Origin of the sequence: Thermosinus carboxydivorans Nor1, assembly GCF_000169155.1 — a bacterium.
GTDB lineage: Bacteria > Bacillota > Negativicutes > Sporomusales > Thermosinaceae > Thermosinus > Thermosinus carboxydivorans.
In genome coordinates this window covers 14764-30568 of the sequence record NZ_AAWL01000013.1, presented here as the reverse complement: position 1 = coordinate 30568, position 15805 = coordinate 14764, and the positions used below count along the sequence as shown (strand labels likewise).

Genomic DNA, 15805 nt, shown 5'->3' with positions numbered 1-15805 from the left:
TCGCAACTTTTATTTTAAACCCTGTACGACTGGCACGAGGTCTTCCAAGCCAAGTTCTTTCAACTTGGCCTCGCCGGGCAGGCTGGTTTTGACATCCCAGCCGCGCTTGGTGTAATACTCGTCGAGAATTTTCTCCTGCGTTTCCGGCGGCAGAATCGCGCCTTTCTTCGGACCTACCGTAAAAGCTTCGGTGGTGAACCGTTTGGGCACATAGTCGTCGGCGCGGCGGAAACCTTCCCGGGCATTGAACACTTTTTCCAAATTCCAGATGCGTTCGGCCACCTTGAAAAACCCGGCGTCATCCAGTTTCCAACCGGTGATAACGTTGAGGGCTTTCTGGTATAGAGCGGTGCCGATTCCATAGTAGGGGAAACGGCAAATTACAAGTGTATCACACATGGTGCGGCGATGCTGTTCTTCCACCGTCGGCCCGACCTGGTGGCAAGCGCCGCGGTTGGAGGTGCCGTACACGATGGCGAAGCCATGGTTGGCGGGAATGTTCCAGGCCGCCAACTCCTGTCCCTTAATTTGAATGGCATACTTTTCGGCGTCTTGGCCGAATTTAGCAGCCGCTTTTTTAACCCCCTCGGCCAGGATGTCGCCGACGCCTTCCCGCTTGGCGATTTTCTGCTGGATTGCCAGCATGGCCTCAATATTGCCCCATTTCATGTCAATGCCGTCCAAATCGGCCCGGGTTACAATTCCTTTTTCGTAAAGCTCCATCAAAAAGCCAAGAATATTGCCGGTAGTGATGCTGTCTAAACCAAGGTCATCGGCCAATTCAATCGATTTCATCATGCCGCCGAGGTCGGTTACCAGGCAGTTTGAGCCATGCATCGTACCCGTTTCATATTCCGGCCCCTCGGCAATGGTGCCCTTGTACGGTCCACTGGTTACCTGGCCGATTTTCATGCAATGCAAAGGACATTGGTAACAGGAGCGGTGCTTGACCCAAAACTCTTTTTCTGAGATGGGAGCGCCGATTTTATCGACTTGTTCATAAGTACCTTCCCGGAAATTGCGAGTAACGTGCGTACCCGCCTGGCTGGAGGCAATCAGCATGGACGCCGTGCCCCAGCGGCGCCATTGGTCATAGGCATTCCAGCTCTCCAGAGTAGCAAACATTTCCTTGCGCAACTTGATCATACCCTCCGGGTCGGCAACCGGAACAACATTGGTGCCACGGACAGCGATGGCTTTGAGTTTCTTCGAACCCATGACGCAGCCCACACCGGAGCGGCCGGCGGCACGGGACGACTCGCTGATAATGGCCGCGAACTTAACCAGGTTTTCGCCGGCAGGACCGATGTAGAGGGTACGGAACTGCGGCCCCAGCTCTTTTTGCAGCAGCAAGTCTGTCTGGTTGGTACTCTTACCCCAAAGATGGGCCGCATCTTTAATTTCCACTTTGGCATCGTCGATAACAATATAAACCGGTTTATCGCTTTTGCCGGTGATGATAATGCCGTCATAGCCGGCGAATTTCAGTTCCGGCGCAAACTGCCCGCCCATACACGACCAGGCTACCGTGGATGCATGAGGATACGGCGAAGCCAGCGGTGAAGTGTTGGCCGATTTGGTGCAGACGGTGATGCGAGATGGCCCGGGAATAGCCGTCCCGGTCAGCGGCCCTGTCCAGAACATCAGCGGGTTTTCCGGACTGAGCGGGTCGAGCCCAGGCGACGTGATGCGGTCCCAGAGATACTTTGCGCCCATGCCGCGGCCGCCGACGAATTTTTCCGCCAGCTTCATGTCTGTATCAATCATAGTTATTTTTTTACTGGTTAAATCAATTTCTAAAATCTTTCCCATATATCCGTTCGGCATTATGATCTCCCCCCTTAGGCTTTATAAAGGTTTTTGGCTACGGCGCGGGCGATGTCGGCCGGCTTAGCCGCAAAGTACTTGCCATCCTGATAGACCGGCACAATGGACAGCGCGCCTTCCCGGCAGGCCTTCACGCAGGTCGGATCACCGCCGCACAGATCGCAAATACCGACAATAACTTTTTCATCTTTACTTTTGCGGATGACGCCGGCCCGGTCTTTGGCGCAAGGCTCGATACAGGCCCAACAGGCGATGCATTTCTTTTCGTCAAGGATGACAGCCCCGGTGGTCTTATCCTTGGTCAAAGCCCCTACTTTTTCCGGGCAGGCTTTGATACAGGGCGCATCACCGCACTTGGCGCATAGTGAAGGCACATCAACCGGCGGGTTGAAATAATAGACCTTGATGCGGCTGCGACTCAAATCAGGGGTTTTGTAGTGAAAGAGCGCACACTCCGCTTCGCAGATACGGCAACCGGTGCATTTGGCGTAGTCTACGGCAATATAGCTGGGGACCTTGATTTTTTTCTCGCCCGGCTGGCCGCTTTCACCCGGTTTGGCCGGCGTTGCGCCCCTGCCGCCCTTGGTGGCGATGCCGGTAATTACCGAGCCGACCGCTGCGCCGGTTACGGCGCCGATAACAAATTCCCGGCGGGTAAAGAACATGTACTTGCTATCCTGTTCATTTTGGCCTTCAGGCTTTTTTTCGTTTTCACTCATACCAGCGTACTCCCTCCCCTATCTTTCTCGCCCGTTGGGACTTTTTTAACCCGCTTTTTCAGCTTTTGATTGATGCCCATCCTGTTCTTCCGGCTCTTGGGTACCTTTGCGAAATTCACGAATGGTTTTGCCAAGAGCCGAACCCATTTCCGGTAATTTCGACGGTCCAAAAACAACAAGGGCAATAATGAGAATTAAGACAAGTTCCGGCATACCGAGGCCAAACATGAAAACACCTCCTATAAAAAAGGAAAAAAAGGAAAAATACTACCCGTGGTAGACGCCTAGGGGGCGGAAAGCTGTGGTTTTTACAGTAAATAATTTTGTCACTATCATATATTCACAAAAATTGGAAACAATGCCAAAAAAATAAAAAAAAGACCGCATTGGCTTCGCAAAGGATATAACTATCGCTACGCTCCTTGCATCCTGACAAATAATCTGTTAGTATTTTTACATCCATTTCCATACAGAAAAGAGGTGCTATTTATGATTACCCCGGAGATGATTGCCCGGATTAATGAGCTAGCCCGCAAGCAGCGCAGCTGCGGACTGTCCGAGCAGGAAAAGACGGAGCAAGCCATATTGCGCCGCCAATATATCGACCATATTAAAGCGCAAGTAAGAGAACAACTGGGATCGTCTCAAAACCCAGCAGTGCAGCCACGGCCACGATTGCCGCTGCGGCTGTCATCACCACCATTAATAGCTGGATATTCTCTAAGTCCGAAAGGAGTGCGGGCATGGGAAATCTTCCCCACCGCCAAAGCGCCTATTATGTGGCGCTTTTAGCGGCCGGTCACTTTTTGAGCGATTTTTATGTCACTTTTTTACCGGGTTTGCTGCCCGTCATTATTGAAAAACTCGGTCTGTCGCTTACCCTCAGCGGCCTGCTCGTCATGGTGTATTCCTTTACTTCGAATATCGTACAACCAATCTGCGGCTATTATATCGATAAGAGCGGCTATACCTGGCTAATTTTGTTGACGATTCCCGTCAGCGCCATCTTTATCTGTCTGTCAGGACTGGCGGCCAGCCCGATGATACTTTTTGCCTTCATTACCCTGTCCGGCCTGGCGTCATCCCTGTTTCATCCCCTAGGTTCGGCTCTGCTCGGTAAAGTTAGTTCCGAACAAAACAAAGGATTGGCCATGGCGGTCTTCATCGGCGGCGGTAATTTCGGCGTTGCCGCCGCGCCAGCCATCGTCATTTTCTTTCTTATGCGATATGGGGCGGATAACCTGCTCTGGCTGTCAGTCCCAGGACTTTTGCTTACCCTTGCTTACTATTTCGCCGGTCTGCACCGCATCCGGCTAATGCCTGCCACGACAGCCGCTACCACGCAGCCGGGAGCAGCATGGTACCGCTCCGGCCGCCTGCTGGCCCTCAATATTGCAATGGGCCTGCGCGCGTGGCCGCAGGCCGCTCTCCCGAATTTTTTACCGGTGTGGTTGGCTCAGCAGGGCCACTCACCAACCCTCGCCGGCTCTCTGCTCACGATTTTTCTCTTCGGCGGGGCTCTGGGCAGTGTAGGCGGCGGCTATGTGGGGGACAAACTAGGCCGAAAAAGTTGTATTATGGGTTCACTGGCCTTATGTCTGCCAGCAATGTACCTGTTTTTAACCAGCGCCGAACTCTCGCCGTTAACCTGGGCAGCTTTGTTTGTTAGCGGCGCTGCGCTGCAGGCGACCCTGCCTTCTTCAATTGTCTGGGCCCAGGACCTGCTCCCGTCTAATGCCGCCATGGCGTCAGGCATGATGCTGGGCCTATCCTTCGGCTTGGGTGGCGTGGGCGCCGCCGTCACTGGCGCTCTGGCCGACGTCATCGGCCTCAAACAAGCCCTGCTCTGGACAATAGCGCCGGTCACGCTGGCCATTATCCTCACCTATCTTATTCCCACAGCTCCGACCGCCACTTTCACCGGCCAGAAAAACAATACTTCCCGCTTGGAAAGTCTAAGTTAAACTTTCAATATTTATCCAAGCAAAAACCGAAGGGGCAAGCCCTTCGGTTTTTGCTTGTCTACAAGGCTTTAGCTTTTGGGGACGTATGTTTCGCAATCTGTATCATCCGTCTTGGACGCGTTGCGCCCCGTCACGGTAATACTCCCCGCATTGCAGAAATTGCCTGTTTCCCAAAACTTGCAATTGGCCACAAAACACTCTACATTAGGCGTGATCTGCTTACCATCGTACATGCCGGCTGTTATGACGCCACCCCAGTTAGCGTTATGCAGAGCGCCAACCATATCGCCAATCGTCTTGCGGTGATGGAACGACTTGCAGCAAGTGTCGGCAGAAGTTTGGGAAGTGCCGGTTGCTTCGTTGTTATAAACACTAATCTTAGCTGCCCCGCACTGATTGCCAGGCATATGATGGGTGCATTGCTCAACGGTACACTTTACAACCGGGTTGGTGGTTGACATAGGACTCGGTCACCCCTTTGTTTTTTCTTATTATCTGTAGCATAACCTCTTTTTATCCTGGCAGTTTTTACTTAAATCGTAACGAATGCAGTTGCAATTCGGGTATCGTAGCCGCAAACAGGACAGACCAAAAGATGTACACATTGTTTGTCCGGCAGTCCGTAATTAATACTATCAACAGCTACATAAGGACTATACGGTCCGAGATAATTTTCTAACGCCCCGCCATCAGTCAGCTTGCTGCCGCAATGCGGACACCACTGGTCAATATCCATCATCCCATTGCACAACATACATACCGTTTCCATAACACCCTCCATTTTTGGTGATACTTGCGCACGCTTAGCCCCCATCGCCGCATATCTTATTACAGAAGGCCTTTACAATGCGGAGGTGGCGCTTTTGCTTACCATACCGAAAAAAACAAACGAAGCCAATCAGCTTTTCTTCTGGGTAATTCTAGGCCTTTTGGTTATTTGGCTATTTAGTGGCCTGACTGCCTGCAAGTTGTCCACACCTGTCCTGCTGACACTGCATAACATTATGGAAATTTCAGGTATAACTTTGGGATTTATCATCTTCTTTATTGTCTGGTATGCAACCAACCATAACGTGGGGATTCAGGCTTGTGTCATCAGCCTCATTGCACTGAGTATAAGCATCTTTGAAATCGGCCATGTACTTGCCTATCCCGGTATGCCCGAGATCGCAACTGAAACGCTTGATCACCTTTGGATCACCTACTCGCTGGTCGCACGCTTAATCTGGGGCTTTGGCCTGCTCTATGCCATGACGCTCCCAGCGTCAAACGGCACGTTCGCCTATTATCCCAATAAGACACTCCTCTACTCTACCTTGCTCGTCGTCGCCGCCCTAATGGCCAACGTCAGTTTCAATAATACCTTATCGCCCAGCCTCTATATTGACCGTTATGACCACCCGCTTGCCGTTTTGGGCCGCGTTGTGGTTTTAGTTGCCGACGCCGCTGCCTTTATTATTCTGCGCCGCTACCACCCAAACCATGTGTCCCGCAACTTCTTGCAAATGGCCTTGATTTTCAGCTTTCTTGCCGATTTGAGTTATCTTTTTTCCAGCCATACTCCCTTTGTTCTCAACGTGTCGGCACACCTTTGCAAAGTTCTCAGCTACTATTACTTGCAGCGGGCCATTTTTGTCGTCGTAATTCAAAATCCCTATGAAGAAATCATGAAATTCAAGGATGAAATGGAAAAACTGGCCGCTAATAACGCCAAGCTATATCAGGAATCGGAACAGCAGCGCAACCTGATTGAAGATACTTTGGCTAAAATCGGTACAATCATTTCTTCCCAGCTTAATCTGAAAGACACACTAGACGCCATTGCCGACATGGTGGCCGACATGATGCACGCCCGACAGAGCTGTATCGCCCTATTGACAAAAGACCATTCCGTTCTGCAGGTCGCCGCTACCTATGGTATCAACACACCGCCAGTAGTTATTCCCCTGCAGTCCAGTCTCGCCGGGCAAGTCCTTGAAAACAAGACAGCATTATATATTGATGACTTGACACTTCACCCCGAACTTTTCCGGCCGCAACTTATCTTTTCGAGTATCCGTTCCCTTATCTGTGCTCCTCTTGTCAATGACCAAGAAGTGATTGGTGTCATCGAGGCCTATAGCAGTGATAAAGCGGCTTTTACCGAACGGGATGCCCTCTTCCTCAAAGCGCTGGGGTCATACGCCGGTGCAGCCATTGCCAGTGCCATGCTTTATGAAGAAACTAAGCTGCGGCTGGACGAGGAAAAGTTTCTCTACCAAATCGCTCAGTCCGCTGCTTCCACCATTGACACAGATACCATAATGGCTCAATGCACCACTCATACTGTCAACGCGCTTAACGCCGATATGGGCATCGGTTTTCTGCTTGGCAGCAGCGGAAGAATATTATCGGCCAAAGCGACGGTTGGCATCGACTGCACCATTACCGACGTTGAACTGGCAGCCTGTCCGAAGCTAGCTGAATTAACTGGCGCGTTTAAACCGGCAGCCGCTACCGCTGATGCTTTCCCGTTTTTATCCCAATCCTGCGGTAAAAATACCGCTAAACACCTACTTGTCTTACCACTGTCAGTAGACCACCGCCTATTAGGTGTTATTATCCTGGGTTGGCGAGGCTTTGTTGCCCCGGACCGGCTGGAACGGCTGCCTTTCGCCGCCCTGATGGCCCAACAAATCGCCTTAGGCCTTGAAAAAGCGAACCTGTATAATCAGGTTAAAGCCATGGCCCTCTCTGATGGTTTAACCGGTCTTGCCAACCGCCGCAATTTCGACATGTTTTTAAAAGCCGAACTCCGACGTTCGTTTACTTTGAAGCGCCCCCTGAGTTTAATCATGTTCGACCTGGATAAATTCAAGACCTACAATGACACATATGGCCATCTTACCGGCGATAAACTATTGGCCCAAATTGGCGAAATCCTTCGCCATAATGTACGGAGCATCGACCTGCCGGCCCGGTATGGCGGAGAAGAGTTTAGTATTATCCTGCCTGAATGTACTAATGCCGAGGCGTTAGCCATAGCGGAAAAACTGCGCCAGATCGTAGAGGAAACCCATTTCCCCGATAACCTCGGCGCCTTTACCGCCAGGATTACAGCCAGTCTTGGCGTAGCCACCTACGACCCTGCCATAACATCCGGCGGCGTTCCTGACATGGAAGACCTTATCGCTTGGGCCGACAAGGCTCTTTACCAGGCAAAACAGCAAGGACGCAACCGGGTAGTCAACGCCGCCCTGGTCCAATAGCCGAAAACCAGGATCGTCACAATAGCCAGCCCCTTGACGCCCGGATTCAGCCCGGTAACGGGGTAGCTCTGGTTCCGCCGGGCACTCCGGGGCCGTACCGCATATTGCCAGGGTTTGTCAATCTCGCAAAAACAACAAGACCTCCCAGACAGCGCTGGGAGGTCTTCTATTTATATACACTACTATCCACATACTATAGTCTCCTGGTAGTCGCCAAACCCTGATTATTTAATTATGTACTTGTGAAGTTTTTGGTAAAATCCTGAACTTGCTAAACGGGCCCTGGCACCGCGAACTGGCATTATGGATGGCATAGCGAACAATTCCTTTGCTGCCTGCTGCAGCGCCATTTCCGGGATCAGGGGCGCGGGTACATTTTTATGAACATATAATCAAAAATAAAAACCTATCCTGAAGATGGATAGGCTCACTTGCATATCATTGTTTCAGCTATTTAATCAGTGGCAAAACAGTCTTGAATTCTTTACTGTCGGCACGCTCAAGCCATTCGTACAGGGCAATCTCGGTACTAGTAATTATCCCTCCGGCCTGACGCATCTTGGCAAGGCCTATTTCTTTATTAGCGGGCAGTCGTGAGCCGACGGCGTCAGCCGCTATATGCACGTTAAACCCACGCGCCAAAGCTTCAAGAGCGGTTTGTAATACGCAAATGTGGGCCTCAATACCGACAATAACCAGCGTTCTGGCGCCAAGTTCGGCAAGTTTCTCACCAAAGCCCGGCGCCCCAAAGCAGCTAAAGACCGTTTTTTCATAAGCGGTAAATTGGGGAAAAAGTTCGCGAATCTTTTCATTAGTCGCGCCAAGGCCGCGGGGGTACTGCTCGGTTACCACGACAGGGACTTCCAAAACCTGGGCAAATTTAATCATTTTTACGGTATTTTCGAGAACGTCAGGCCAGTCATGAATAGCATGGAGCAACTTATCCTGCACATCTACTACCACCAATACGCTGTCAGCCTTATTTAGTTTATGAGAGTGATACATGCACACCCCTCCTCGTATGCCATTTATGTAACTATTTTACCATATATAAGCAGAAACAAAAATCCCCACGTACCAATCGACAGCGAGGGAAACCTGTTAAGACTTGACTTTTGCTTTAGAAAGTGTATACGCCTTCCTTCCACGCCACTCAGCCAAAATTCCGGCAAAATGCATGAAATTCTATAATACTGACATAACTTTCCTGAAAATGACTACAACATGTATACCAACCTAGACAGTATCGTCTAGATTTTTAGACAATAACCGTCTGAGTTTTTGCAGTTTTGCTGTTATTATCTGAATTTTATTTAAAGTTTTACTATTTAATCTTTTGGCATATAACTTGCATATATAAACTAATACATCCCACCCAATATAAAAAAAGGGAAAGGAGGGGATAAACAATATCCTAAGCAGCACCACATCCTAAGGGGTAGTCTCAGGCATTCACAGTGAAAAATGGCATTGGAATTCAGCATGGCAGTCATAAAATCAAAGGAGGTCAGAAGGGTACATGGAAGTTTTAGGTATAATTCTCAGTTTGTTTCTATTGATGTTTTTTGCCTACAGAGGTTTTTCAGTAATACTGTTTGCCCCTGTATTCGCGCTGCTCGCTGCATCTATGTCGGGACTGCCCCTGATGCCCGCTTATACCGAGCTGTTCATGGCCAAAGCGGTAACCTACGTTAAGTCTTTCTTTCCCGTATTCATGTTAGGTGCTGTATTTGGTAAAGTAATGGAAGATACCGGCCTGGCCAAAAGTATCGCCCACGCCATTATTCAGAGCCTGGGCAAGGAACGAGCTATTCTGTCGGTCGTCCTCGCCTGCGCCGTCTTGACCTACGGCGGTGTCAGCCTGTTCGTCGTGGTATTCGCCGTTTATCCTTTTGCTGCATCTCTGTTTAAGGAAGCCGATATTCCCAAGCGCCTCATCCCCGGTTCCATCGCCCTTGGTTCCTTCACCTTTACTATGGACGCTTTTCCTGGCACTCCACAAATCCAAAACATTATTCCTACCAACTTTTTCGGAACCAATATTTACGCGGCGCCCATTTTAGGGCTGATTGGCGGTTCCACTATATTCGTGCTTGGCATGATGTGGCTGGAGCACCGTCGCAAGAAAGCTCAGGCTGCGGGTGAAGGCTACGGCAGCCATACTCTGAATGAACCGGAAATTAAAGATGAAGCCAACTTACCATCCTGGCAAGTTGCCATACTGCCGCTGCTCACCGTATTGGCGGTCAACTTTGTTATGACCCGCATATTCAACTGGGATCCCAACCTGCTGAAAGCCTTCCAGGCCATGAAACTTCCGCTGGTGGCGCCGGCAGTCAAAAACGTTATCGGCATCTGGTCCCTCATTATCGCTCTTGTGTGTGGCATTACCCTTGCCGTTGTCCTTGGCTTCAACCGGCTCCCCAAAGGCGGGCTGGCTAAAGCCTTGAATGCCGGTGCTATCGGTTCGCTCTTGGCCATCATGAATACCGCCTCCGAGGTTGGTTATGGCAATGTAGTTGCTTCACTTTCCGGCTTCAAGCAAATTTCCTCTGCCCTGATGAACATCAAAGTAGGCGGCTCCCCACTCGTATCTGAAGCAGTTACTGTTAATATCCTGGCAGGCATTACTGGATCGGCTTCAGGCGGCATGTCCATCGCCCTAGACTTAATGGCCAAAGACTGGCTGGCCTGGGCCAGCTCTATTGGCTTGTCGCCAGAAGTCCTCCACAGAGTCGCCTCGATGGCCTCCGGTGGTATGGATACCCTGCCTCACAATGGTGCGGTTATTACCCTGCTAGCCGTTTGTGGTCTCACTCACAAGGATTCCTACCCTGACATTTTCGCCATGACGATTATCAAAACATTTATGGTCTTTGTCATAATAGCCCTTCATACTCTTACCGGAATACTGTAAAACAACAATCTCCTAAACACACAAAAATCCTGCGTCATTTTGACGCAGGATTTTTGGTGTAGACTTACCTTACCATGGACGGAAAGAAACTCAAAACGTTCTTGTTCGCCATTGACGATGATTGCTCCCGGATTGTGCCTTCTGCCGGTTTTCCTTCTCAGAAAAGTTCGATGCCCTGAAACAAATGCGTCCAGTGGTCGCTGATCAGAACTAAGAAGATTCAATTAAATTTTCAAGCCCATTGGTCCTTCTTGGGAAATACGCGCGTCCATCAGTTTTAGATCCGGCGAAATGATCGGTTTAAATGCCCAATCCAAGAAACAGACGGAATTGGACAATGGCATAAAAGTTACCGACCGTGAAGTGTAGATTTTTGCGTACACAAATTGTCTTTTTTTATAGACAATTTGATATTGTCGTTTAGTTCGTTAGATAATGAATATTATTGTTTTTGTCGTGATTTCAGGTAAATCTGTACTTTGGCATTAAACTTGCATAACATCTCTTTGGGTGCCGCAATTGTTGAAAGGAGGTGTCCTTAAACAGGCCTAACAAGCCCTAACCAAATAATTGCTGGATAGAGTTGCTCTATCTGGGAATAGACCAAAAGCGGCAGTAAACAAGCCCAAAAACTGCAACCGTCAGGAGGTAAGGTGACTACCATGGAAGTAATCGGGATTATTCTGAGTTTATTTTTATTAATGTTCTTTGCCTACCGTGGTTTTTCCGTAATTCTGTTTGCCCCGGTATTTGCGCTGCTCGCCGCAACCATGTCAGGCCTTCCGTTAATGCCTGCCTATACCGAACTTTTCATGGGCAAAGCGGTAACCTATATTAAATCTTTCTTCCCCGTTTTCATGCTCGGCGCCGTCTTCGGCAAGGTGATGGAAGACACCGGCCTGGCCAAAAGCGTGGCCCATGCCATCATCAAAGGCCTCGGCAAAGAACGGGCCATTCTCGCTGTCGTCCTCTCCGGAGCGGTTTTGACCTACGGCGGTGTAAGTCTGTTCGTTGTTGTTTTCGCCGTTTATCCGTTTGCCGCCGCCCTCTTCCGGGAAGCGGACATTCCCAAGCGCTTGATCCCCGGTTCCATCGCCCTTGGGGCTTTTACTTTCACGATGGATTCTTTCCCAGGCACTCCCCAAATCCAAAACATTATTCCCACTAACTTTTTCGGAACCAATATCTATGCCGCCCCGGTAAGCGGCCTTTTGGGCGGCACGGCCATTTTTATCTTGGGCATGCTGTGGCTGGAACGCCGCCGCAAAACAGCCCAAGCTGCCGGTGAAGGCTACGGCAACCATACTGTCAACGAGCCGGAACACAAAGACGAAATTAATCTGCCGGCCTGGTATGTTGCTGTTTTGCCATTGTTAACCGTATTAGTTGTCAACTTTATCATGACCCGTGTTTTCACTTGGGATCCTTCCCTGCTCGCTCCGTTCCAGGCAATGAAACTGCCACTTGTCGCCCCGGCGGTTAAAAATGTCATCAGTATTTGGGCACTTATTATCGCCTTGGTCTGCGGCATCTTGCTGGCAATCGCCCTAGGCTTCAACCGACTACCCACAGGCGGTCTGGCCAAAGCCCTCAATGCCGGCGCCATTGGTTCGCTGCTGGCGATTATGAACACCGCGTCCGAGGTCGGCTACGGCAACGTAATCGCATCGCTGCCCGGGTTCAAGTCCATTTCATCTGCACTCATGAGCATTAAGATTGGCGGTTCCCCGCTGGTCTCCGAAGCGGTTACCGTAAACGTCCTTGCCGGTATTACCGGTTCCGCCTCTGGTGGTATGTCTATCGCCCTGGACCTAATGGCCAAAGACTGGCTGGCCTGGGCCAACTCTATCGGCATGTCGCCGGAAATCCTCCACCGTGTTGCCTCCATGGCCTCCGGCGGTATGGACACCCTGCCTCACAATGGCGCGGTTATCACTCTGCTGGCCGTTTGCGGTCTCACTCACAAAGATTCCTACGGCGATATCTTTGTAATGACGGTTATAAAAACTTCTATGGTGTTCCTTGTCATTCTCTTCCACTCGCTGACAAGAATACTGTAAACCAAAAAATCCTGCGTCGAAAAAAACGCAGGATTTTCCCTTTCCCCGCACACCGCCCGCCTTTCCGGTGGTATAATAAACTATAGACTACTTACCATGCAACGGAGGCACCCTTAGCAGGGTGCCTTATGAATTGTTATCGATCAACTCTAGGTCAGCCGTTCGTTTGACGTATGTGGATTCTGTTTGCGATAGCAGTTGCGGCGCCTTTTCTTCCTTATTAAGAAGCCAGAATAAAGGAACGCCGGCTAGCGTTAATCCGAGCGCGTAGATGGTATCTATAGGATTAGCCAGTATTGTACTGATAACGATATAAACAGCACCAACAACTGCCAAACCCGGAATAAAGGGATACCAGGGAACACTGTAGGGACGCTGCCGCGACGGGAAAATGCGGCGCAACCGAAACACAGCGATAAAGCCCAGAATATAAAAGACTTCTATAATGAACATGGAGATGTCGGTAAGCCGGTCAGGGTCCCCCAGCATCATCAATAAGGCAGTCATAATAAGCTGCTGAATAATAGCATTAACAGGCGCACCGGAACGCGCGTGGAGCCGCGCCAGCCACCCTGAACCGGGGAGCAACCCCTGTAAAGCCATAGCATAAGGGACACGGGCACTGGTAAGAATATAACCGTTAAGCGCACCGAAAACGGATATCAAAATGCCAATATTTACAAGTTTGCCGCCAATTTCGCCGAATAACCGGCCGGCTATTGCGCCGGCCGCTTGATTGCCGAGCGCAACGATTTGCGCTGCCGGCAATACATGAAGCATAGCAATATTGACAAACAGATATGCCAACATAACAATTCCTAAGCCGAAAACAATCGCCCGCGGCAATTGCTTGGCAGGATCGTTCATTTCGCCGGCTACATAACCAACGCCAATCCAACCGTCATAAGCCCACAGCGTCGCCAAAATAGCCGCGCCCATACCTGCCGACTCCGTCAGACCGCTTTGCATCCCCAGGACCTGCCCATCGCCTTTCCATAGGCCGACTATGGCAATGAGCACGATCGGCGCCAGTTTGGCAACCGTCGACAAAGATTGAACCCAACCTCCATATTTTGAACCAAAGGCATTAACAGCACTGAGAAATAGGACGGTGACAAATGCCGTTGGCACTCGCCATTGATCCGCTAAACCGAAAAAAGGAATAAATAGTGCGGCAAAATAAAGGCCAAGAGCGGCCGATGTAGCCGGTCCGTAAATGAGGGCTTGTACCCAACCAAACAAATAGCCCCAAAACCTGCCATACACCTCATCCAAATATGCGTAAAGCCCTCCTGTTCTGGGGATTTGGGCCCCTAACTCGGCAATAGTTAAACCTGCCGCCATGGTAATTACCCCGCCCAGCAGCCAAGCGACCAGTCCCATGGTCGAATCACCGGCCGCGGCGATAACTTTGCCATGCTTCATAAAAATGCCCGAACCAATGACCATGCCAACGACAAGAGCCATGGCCGGAACAAGGCCTAAATCTTTTTTAGAGATGATGCTTGCCCCTTTCTCACCCGACACCCTCCTTTCGCATGCTAAAACAAAACAAGATAACGATAACAAAAAACAACAAAATTCGCAACAAGAAAAAAGTGGGGTCAGCTTATCAAAACAATTAAATATTTAAATTTGACTATAAACGAGGTGCTAACATGGCAGAACAACCCAAACCTTTGAACATTAGACCACGCATTCTTTACCAAGTAGCGAAGGCAGCCTGGGAAGGCAAGCTGTTTGAGCAACGCGAAGAAATTTGCCGGCTCGTCATGCAGGAATTCCAGGACAAAGCAACGCAGCGGCAGGTGGCCAACCAAATCCGGATTGCCATGGGTCTTGACCCCCATGATGACGCTGCCGTACTAACGGAAGACGACGAACTAGCCCTGATGGGCATGGGCAGCGAACCGGTGGTTGTCGCCAACCCGGATGCCTGCCGCTCTTGCCCGGAAGGCGACCGCGCCTGCGAAAAGGCCTGTCCGGTCGCGGCCATTACCCGTGACGAGCTTGGCCGCCTGCGCATCAACTACGAAAAATGCATCGGGGACGGCCACTGCGTCGATGTTTGCGACTTTGGTGCTCTGGCCCACAAGTCGCAGTTTGTGCCGCTCATCGAAATCCTACGGCAGCGTTCCCACCCCGTTTATGCATCCGTCGCTCCCGCTTTTGCCGGACAGTTTGGCCCAAATGTTACCCCGGGCAAACTCCGCTCTGCTCTTTTAAAACTCGGTTTTACCGACATGGTCGAAACGGCTCTGTATGCCGACTTGATTACGATGAAAGAAGCCTTCGAATACGACCACTTCGTCCAAACGGAAACAGACTTTATGCTTACCAGTTGCTGCTGCCCTGTCTGGATTAAGTTAATTGAAAGCCGTTTTCCCGAACTAATCGACCGCATTTCTCCTTCCGTTTCCCCCATGATTGCCTCCGGTCGGGTCATCAAAGCGCTGCAGCCTGAAGCAAAAGTCGTCTTTATCGGGCCCTGTGTGGCCAAAAAATCGGAAGCGCAACTTCCTGATCTAAAAGGGGCCATCGACTTTGTTCTCACATTTCAGGAGTTGGCTACCATTTTTGCGGCGGCGGGCATTAACATAGAAGACCAGCCGGACGAAGAAAACGCCCAAGCTTCATGGGGCGGCCGGATTTACGGCCGTACCGGCGGCGTCAGTAGTGCCGTAGGCAGTACGCTCAAAGCGCTCGTACCGCGACGGGCGGAAAACTTTAAACCAGTTAAAGTCGACGGTATCCCGGACTGCCAAAAGGTGCTAGATCGCATTAAGACCGGCCAACTCGACGCCAATTTCATTGAAGGTATGGCCTGCAAGGGCGGTTGTGTCGGCGGACCGGGCCGGCTGATACCGCCGGAAGAGGGAACCGCATATGTCAATAGTTACGGCAGTGTCTCTCATGCCCAAACACCGGTAGAAAACCCGCATGTTTACGCCATTTTGGCGCGTTTAGGCCACAAACAGTTGCCCGAGCTGACCGGTGAAGGCCCGATGTCTGTATTGTTAGCGCGCAAACTAACCGGGAATTCGTAGTAATTCCCCAGAGGCATTGTATA

Annotated in this window: 13 protein-coding genes; 6 read left to right on the top strand and 7 right to left on the bottom strand. The window is 50.5% G+C overall.

Going from position 1 to position 15805, the window contains the following annotated elements:
* Nucleotides 1-9 precede the first annotated feature (9 nt).
* From TCARDRAFT_RS09680 to TCARDRAFT_RS09670, 3 genes are read right to left on the bottom strand one after another with little or no spacing between them, the layout of a single operon-like run.
* Nucleotides 10-1827, bottom strand: coding sequence for an aldehyde ferredoxin oxidoreductase family protein (locus TCARDRAFT_RS09680; protein WP_007289803.1), 1818 nt, complete (start codon nucleotides 1825-1827; stop codon nucleotides 10-12).
* Between the two features lie 14 nt (nucleotides 1828-1841).
* Nucleotides 1842-2546 (bottom strand): 4Fe-4S dicluster domain-containing protein, encoded by a 705-nt coding sequence (locus TCARDRAFT_RS09675; RefSeq protein WP_007289802.1) that lies wholly within the window; start codon nucleotides 2544-2546, stop codon nucleotides 1842-1844.
* Between the two features lie 45 nt (nucleotides 2547-2591).
* The gene (locus TCARDRAFT_RS09670; RefSeq protein WP_007289801.1) at nucleotides 2592-2774 is read right to left on the bottom strand and encodes a twin-arginine translocase TatA/TatE family subunit; all 183 of its coding nucleotides are present in this window, start codon (nucleotides 2772-2774) and stop codon (nucleotides 2592-2594) included.
* A gap of 261 nt (nucleotides 2775-3035) precedes the next feature.
* Between TCARDRAFT_RS09670 and TCARDRAFT_RS15035 the strand changes: the two genes are divergently transcribed.
* Together TCARDRAFT_RS15035 and TCARDRAFT_RS09665 are read left to right on the top strand one after the other, a co-directional pair.
* The gene (locus TCARDRAFT_RS15035) at nucleotides 3036-3338 is read left to right on the top strand and encodes a DUF896 domain-containing protein (RefSeq protein WP_083795417.1); all 303 of its coding nucleotides are present in this window, start codon (nucleotides 3036-3038) and stop codon (nucleotides 3336-3338) included.
* On the top strand, nucleotides 3290-4510 hold the full coding sequence (locus TCARDRAFT_RS09665; protein ID WP_007289800.1) for an MFS transporter: 1221 nt from the start codon (nucleotides 3290-3292) through the stop codon (nucleotides 4508-4510). The genes TCARDRAFT_RS15035 and TCARDRAFT_RS09665 overlap by 49 nt, the downstream gene beginning before the upstream one ends.
* Nucleotides 4511-4578: 68 nt before the next feature.
* Here TCARDRAFT_RS09665 and TCARDRAFT_RS09660 read toward each other — a convergent pair whose 3' ends face one another.
* Both TCARDRAFT_RS09660 and TCARDRAFT_RS09655 read right to left on the bottom strand, forming a co-directional pair.
* Nucleotides 4579-4971, bottom strand: a complete 393-nt coding sequence (locus TCARDRAFT_RS09660) for a DUF1540 domain-containing protein (RefSeq protein WP_007289844.1) — start codon at nucleotides 4969-4971, stop codon at nucleotides 4579-4581.
* A gap of 71 nt (nucleotides 4972-5042) precedes the next feature.
* Entirely contained in the window at nucleotides 5043-5279 is a 237-nt protein-coding gene (locus tag TCARDRAFT_RS09655; protein WP_040683290.1) for a hypothetical protein, read from the bottom strand.
* A gap of 94 nt (nucleotides 5280-5373) precedes the next feature.
* Between TCARDRAFT_RS09655 and TCARDRAFT_RS09650 the strand changes: the two genes are divergently transcribed.
* Nucleotides 5374-7758: a diguanylate cyclase gene (locus TCARDRAFT_RS09650; protein WP_007289799.1), complete on the top strand. Its 2385-nt coding sequence runs from the start codon at nucleotides 5374-5376 to the stop codon at nucleotides 7756-7758.
* A gap of 450 nt (nucleotides 7759-8208) precedes the next feature.
* Here TCARDRAFT_RS09650 and TCARDRAFT_RS09645 read toward each other — a convergent pair whose 3' ends face one another.
* Nucleotides 8209-8763, bottom strand: a complete 555-nt coding sequence (locus tag TCARDRAFT_RS09645) for a hydrolase (RefSeq protein WP_007289798.1) — start codon at nucleotides 8761-8763, stop codon at nucleotides 8209-8211.
* 514 nt (nucleotides 8764-9277) lie between these two features.
* On the opposite strand from TCARDRAFT_RS09645, the gene TCARDRAFT_RS09640 reads away from it, so the two are divergent.
* Nucleotides 9278-10675 (top strand): GntP family permease, encoded by a 1398-nt coding sequence (locus tag TCARDRAFT_RS09640; protein WP_007289797.1) that lies wholly within the window; start codon nucleotides 9278-9280, stop codon nucleotides 10673-10675.
* A gap of 662 nt (nucleotides 10676-11337) precedes the next feature.
* A complete protein-coding gene (locus tag TCARDRAFT_RS09635) occupies nucleotides 11338-12735 on the top strand; it encodes a GntP family permease (RefSeq protein ID WP_007289796.1) in 1398 nt (465 codons plus the stop codon).
* 126 nt (nucleotides 12736-12861) lie between these two features.
* On the opposite strand, the gene TCARDRAFT_RS09630 is transcribed toward TCARDRAFT_RS09635, so the two are convergent.
* On the bottom strand, nucleotides 12862-14262 hold the full coding sequence (locus TCARDRAFT_RS09630; protein WP_007289795.1) for an APC family permease: 1401 nt from the start codon (nucleotides 14260-14262) through the stop codon (nucleotides 12862-12864).
* 131 nt (nucleotides 14263-14393) lie between these two features.
* Between TCARDRAFT_RS09630 and TCARDRAFT_RS09625 the strand changes: the two genes are divergently transcribed.
* The gene (locus TCARDRAFT_RS09625) at nucleotides 14394-15782 is read left to right on the top strand and encodes a [Fe-Fe] hydrogenase large subunit C-terminal domain-containing protein (RefSeq protein WP_007289794.1); all 1389 of its coding nucleotides are present in this window, start codon (nucleotides 14394-14396) and stop codon (nucleotides 15780-15782) included.
* Nucleotides 15783-15805: the final 23 nt, after the last annotated feature.

Excerpts from the sequence above, each read along its gene's own strand:
- TCARDRAFT_RS09680 (WP_007289803.1), bottom strand. The coding sequence starts at position 1,827 with ATGCCGAACGGATATATGGGAAAGATTTTAGAAATTGATTTAACCAGT.
- TCARDRAFT_RS09675 (WP_007289802.1), bottom strand. The coding sequence starts at position 2,546 with ATGAGTGAAAACGAAAAAAAGCCTGAAGGCCAAAATGAACAGGATAGC.
- TCARDRAFT_RS09670 (WP_007289801.1), bottom strand. The coding sequence starts at position 2,774 with ATGTTTGGCCTCGGTATGCCGGAACTTGTCTTAATTCTCATTATTGCC.
- TCARDRAFT_RS15035 (WP_083795417.1), top strand. The coding sequence starts at position 3,036 with ATGATTACCCCGGAGATGATTGCCCGGATTAATGAGCTAGCCCGCAAG.
- TCARDRAFT_RS09665 (WP_007289800.1), top strand. The coding sequence starts at position 3,290 with ATGGGAAATCTTCCCCACCGCCAAAGCGCCTATTATGTGGCGCTTTTA.
- TCARDRAFT_RS09660 (WP_007289844.1), bottom strand. The coding sequence starts at position 4,971 with ATGTCAACCACCAACCCGGTTGTAAAGTGTACCGTTGAGCAATGCACC.
- TCARDRAFT_RS09655 (WP_040683290.1), bottom strand. The coding sequence starts at position 5,279 with ATGGAAACGGTATGTATGTTGTGCAATGGGATGATGGATATTGACCAG.
- TCARDRAFT_RS09645 (WP_007289798.1), bottom strand. The coding sequence starts at position 8,763 with ATGTATCACTCTCATAAACTAAATAAGGCTGACAGCGTATTGGTGGTA.
- TCARDRAFT_RS09640 (WP_007289797.1), top strand. The coding sequence starts at position 9,278 with ATGGAAGTTTTAGGTATAATTCTCAGTTTGTTTCTATTGATGTTTTTT.
- TCARDRAFT_RS09635 (WP_007289796.1), top strand. The coding sequence starts at position 11,338 with ATGGAAGTAATCGGGATTATTCTGAGTTTATTTTTATTAATGTTCTTT.
- TCARDRAFT_RS09625 (WP_007289794.1), top strand. The coding sequence starts at position 14,394 with ATGGCAGAACAACCCAAACCTTTGAACATTAGACCACGCATTCTTTAC.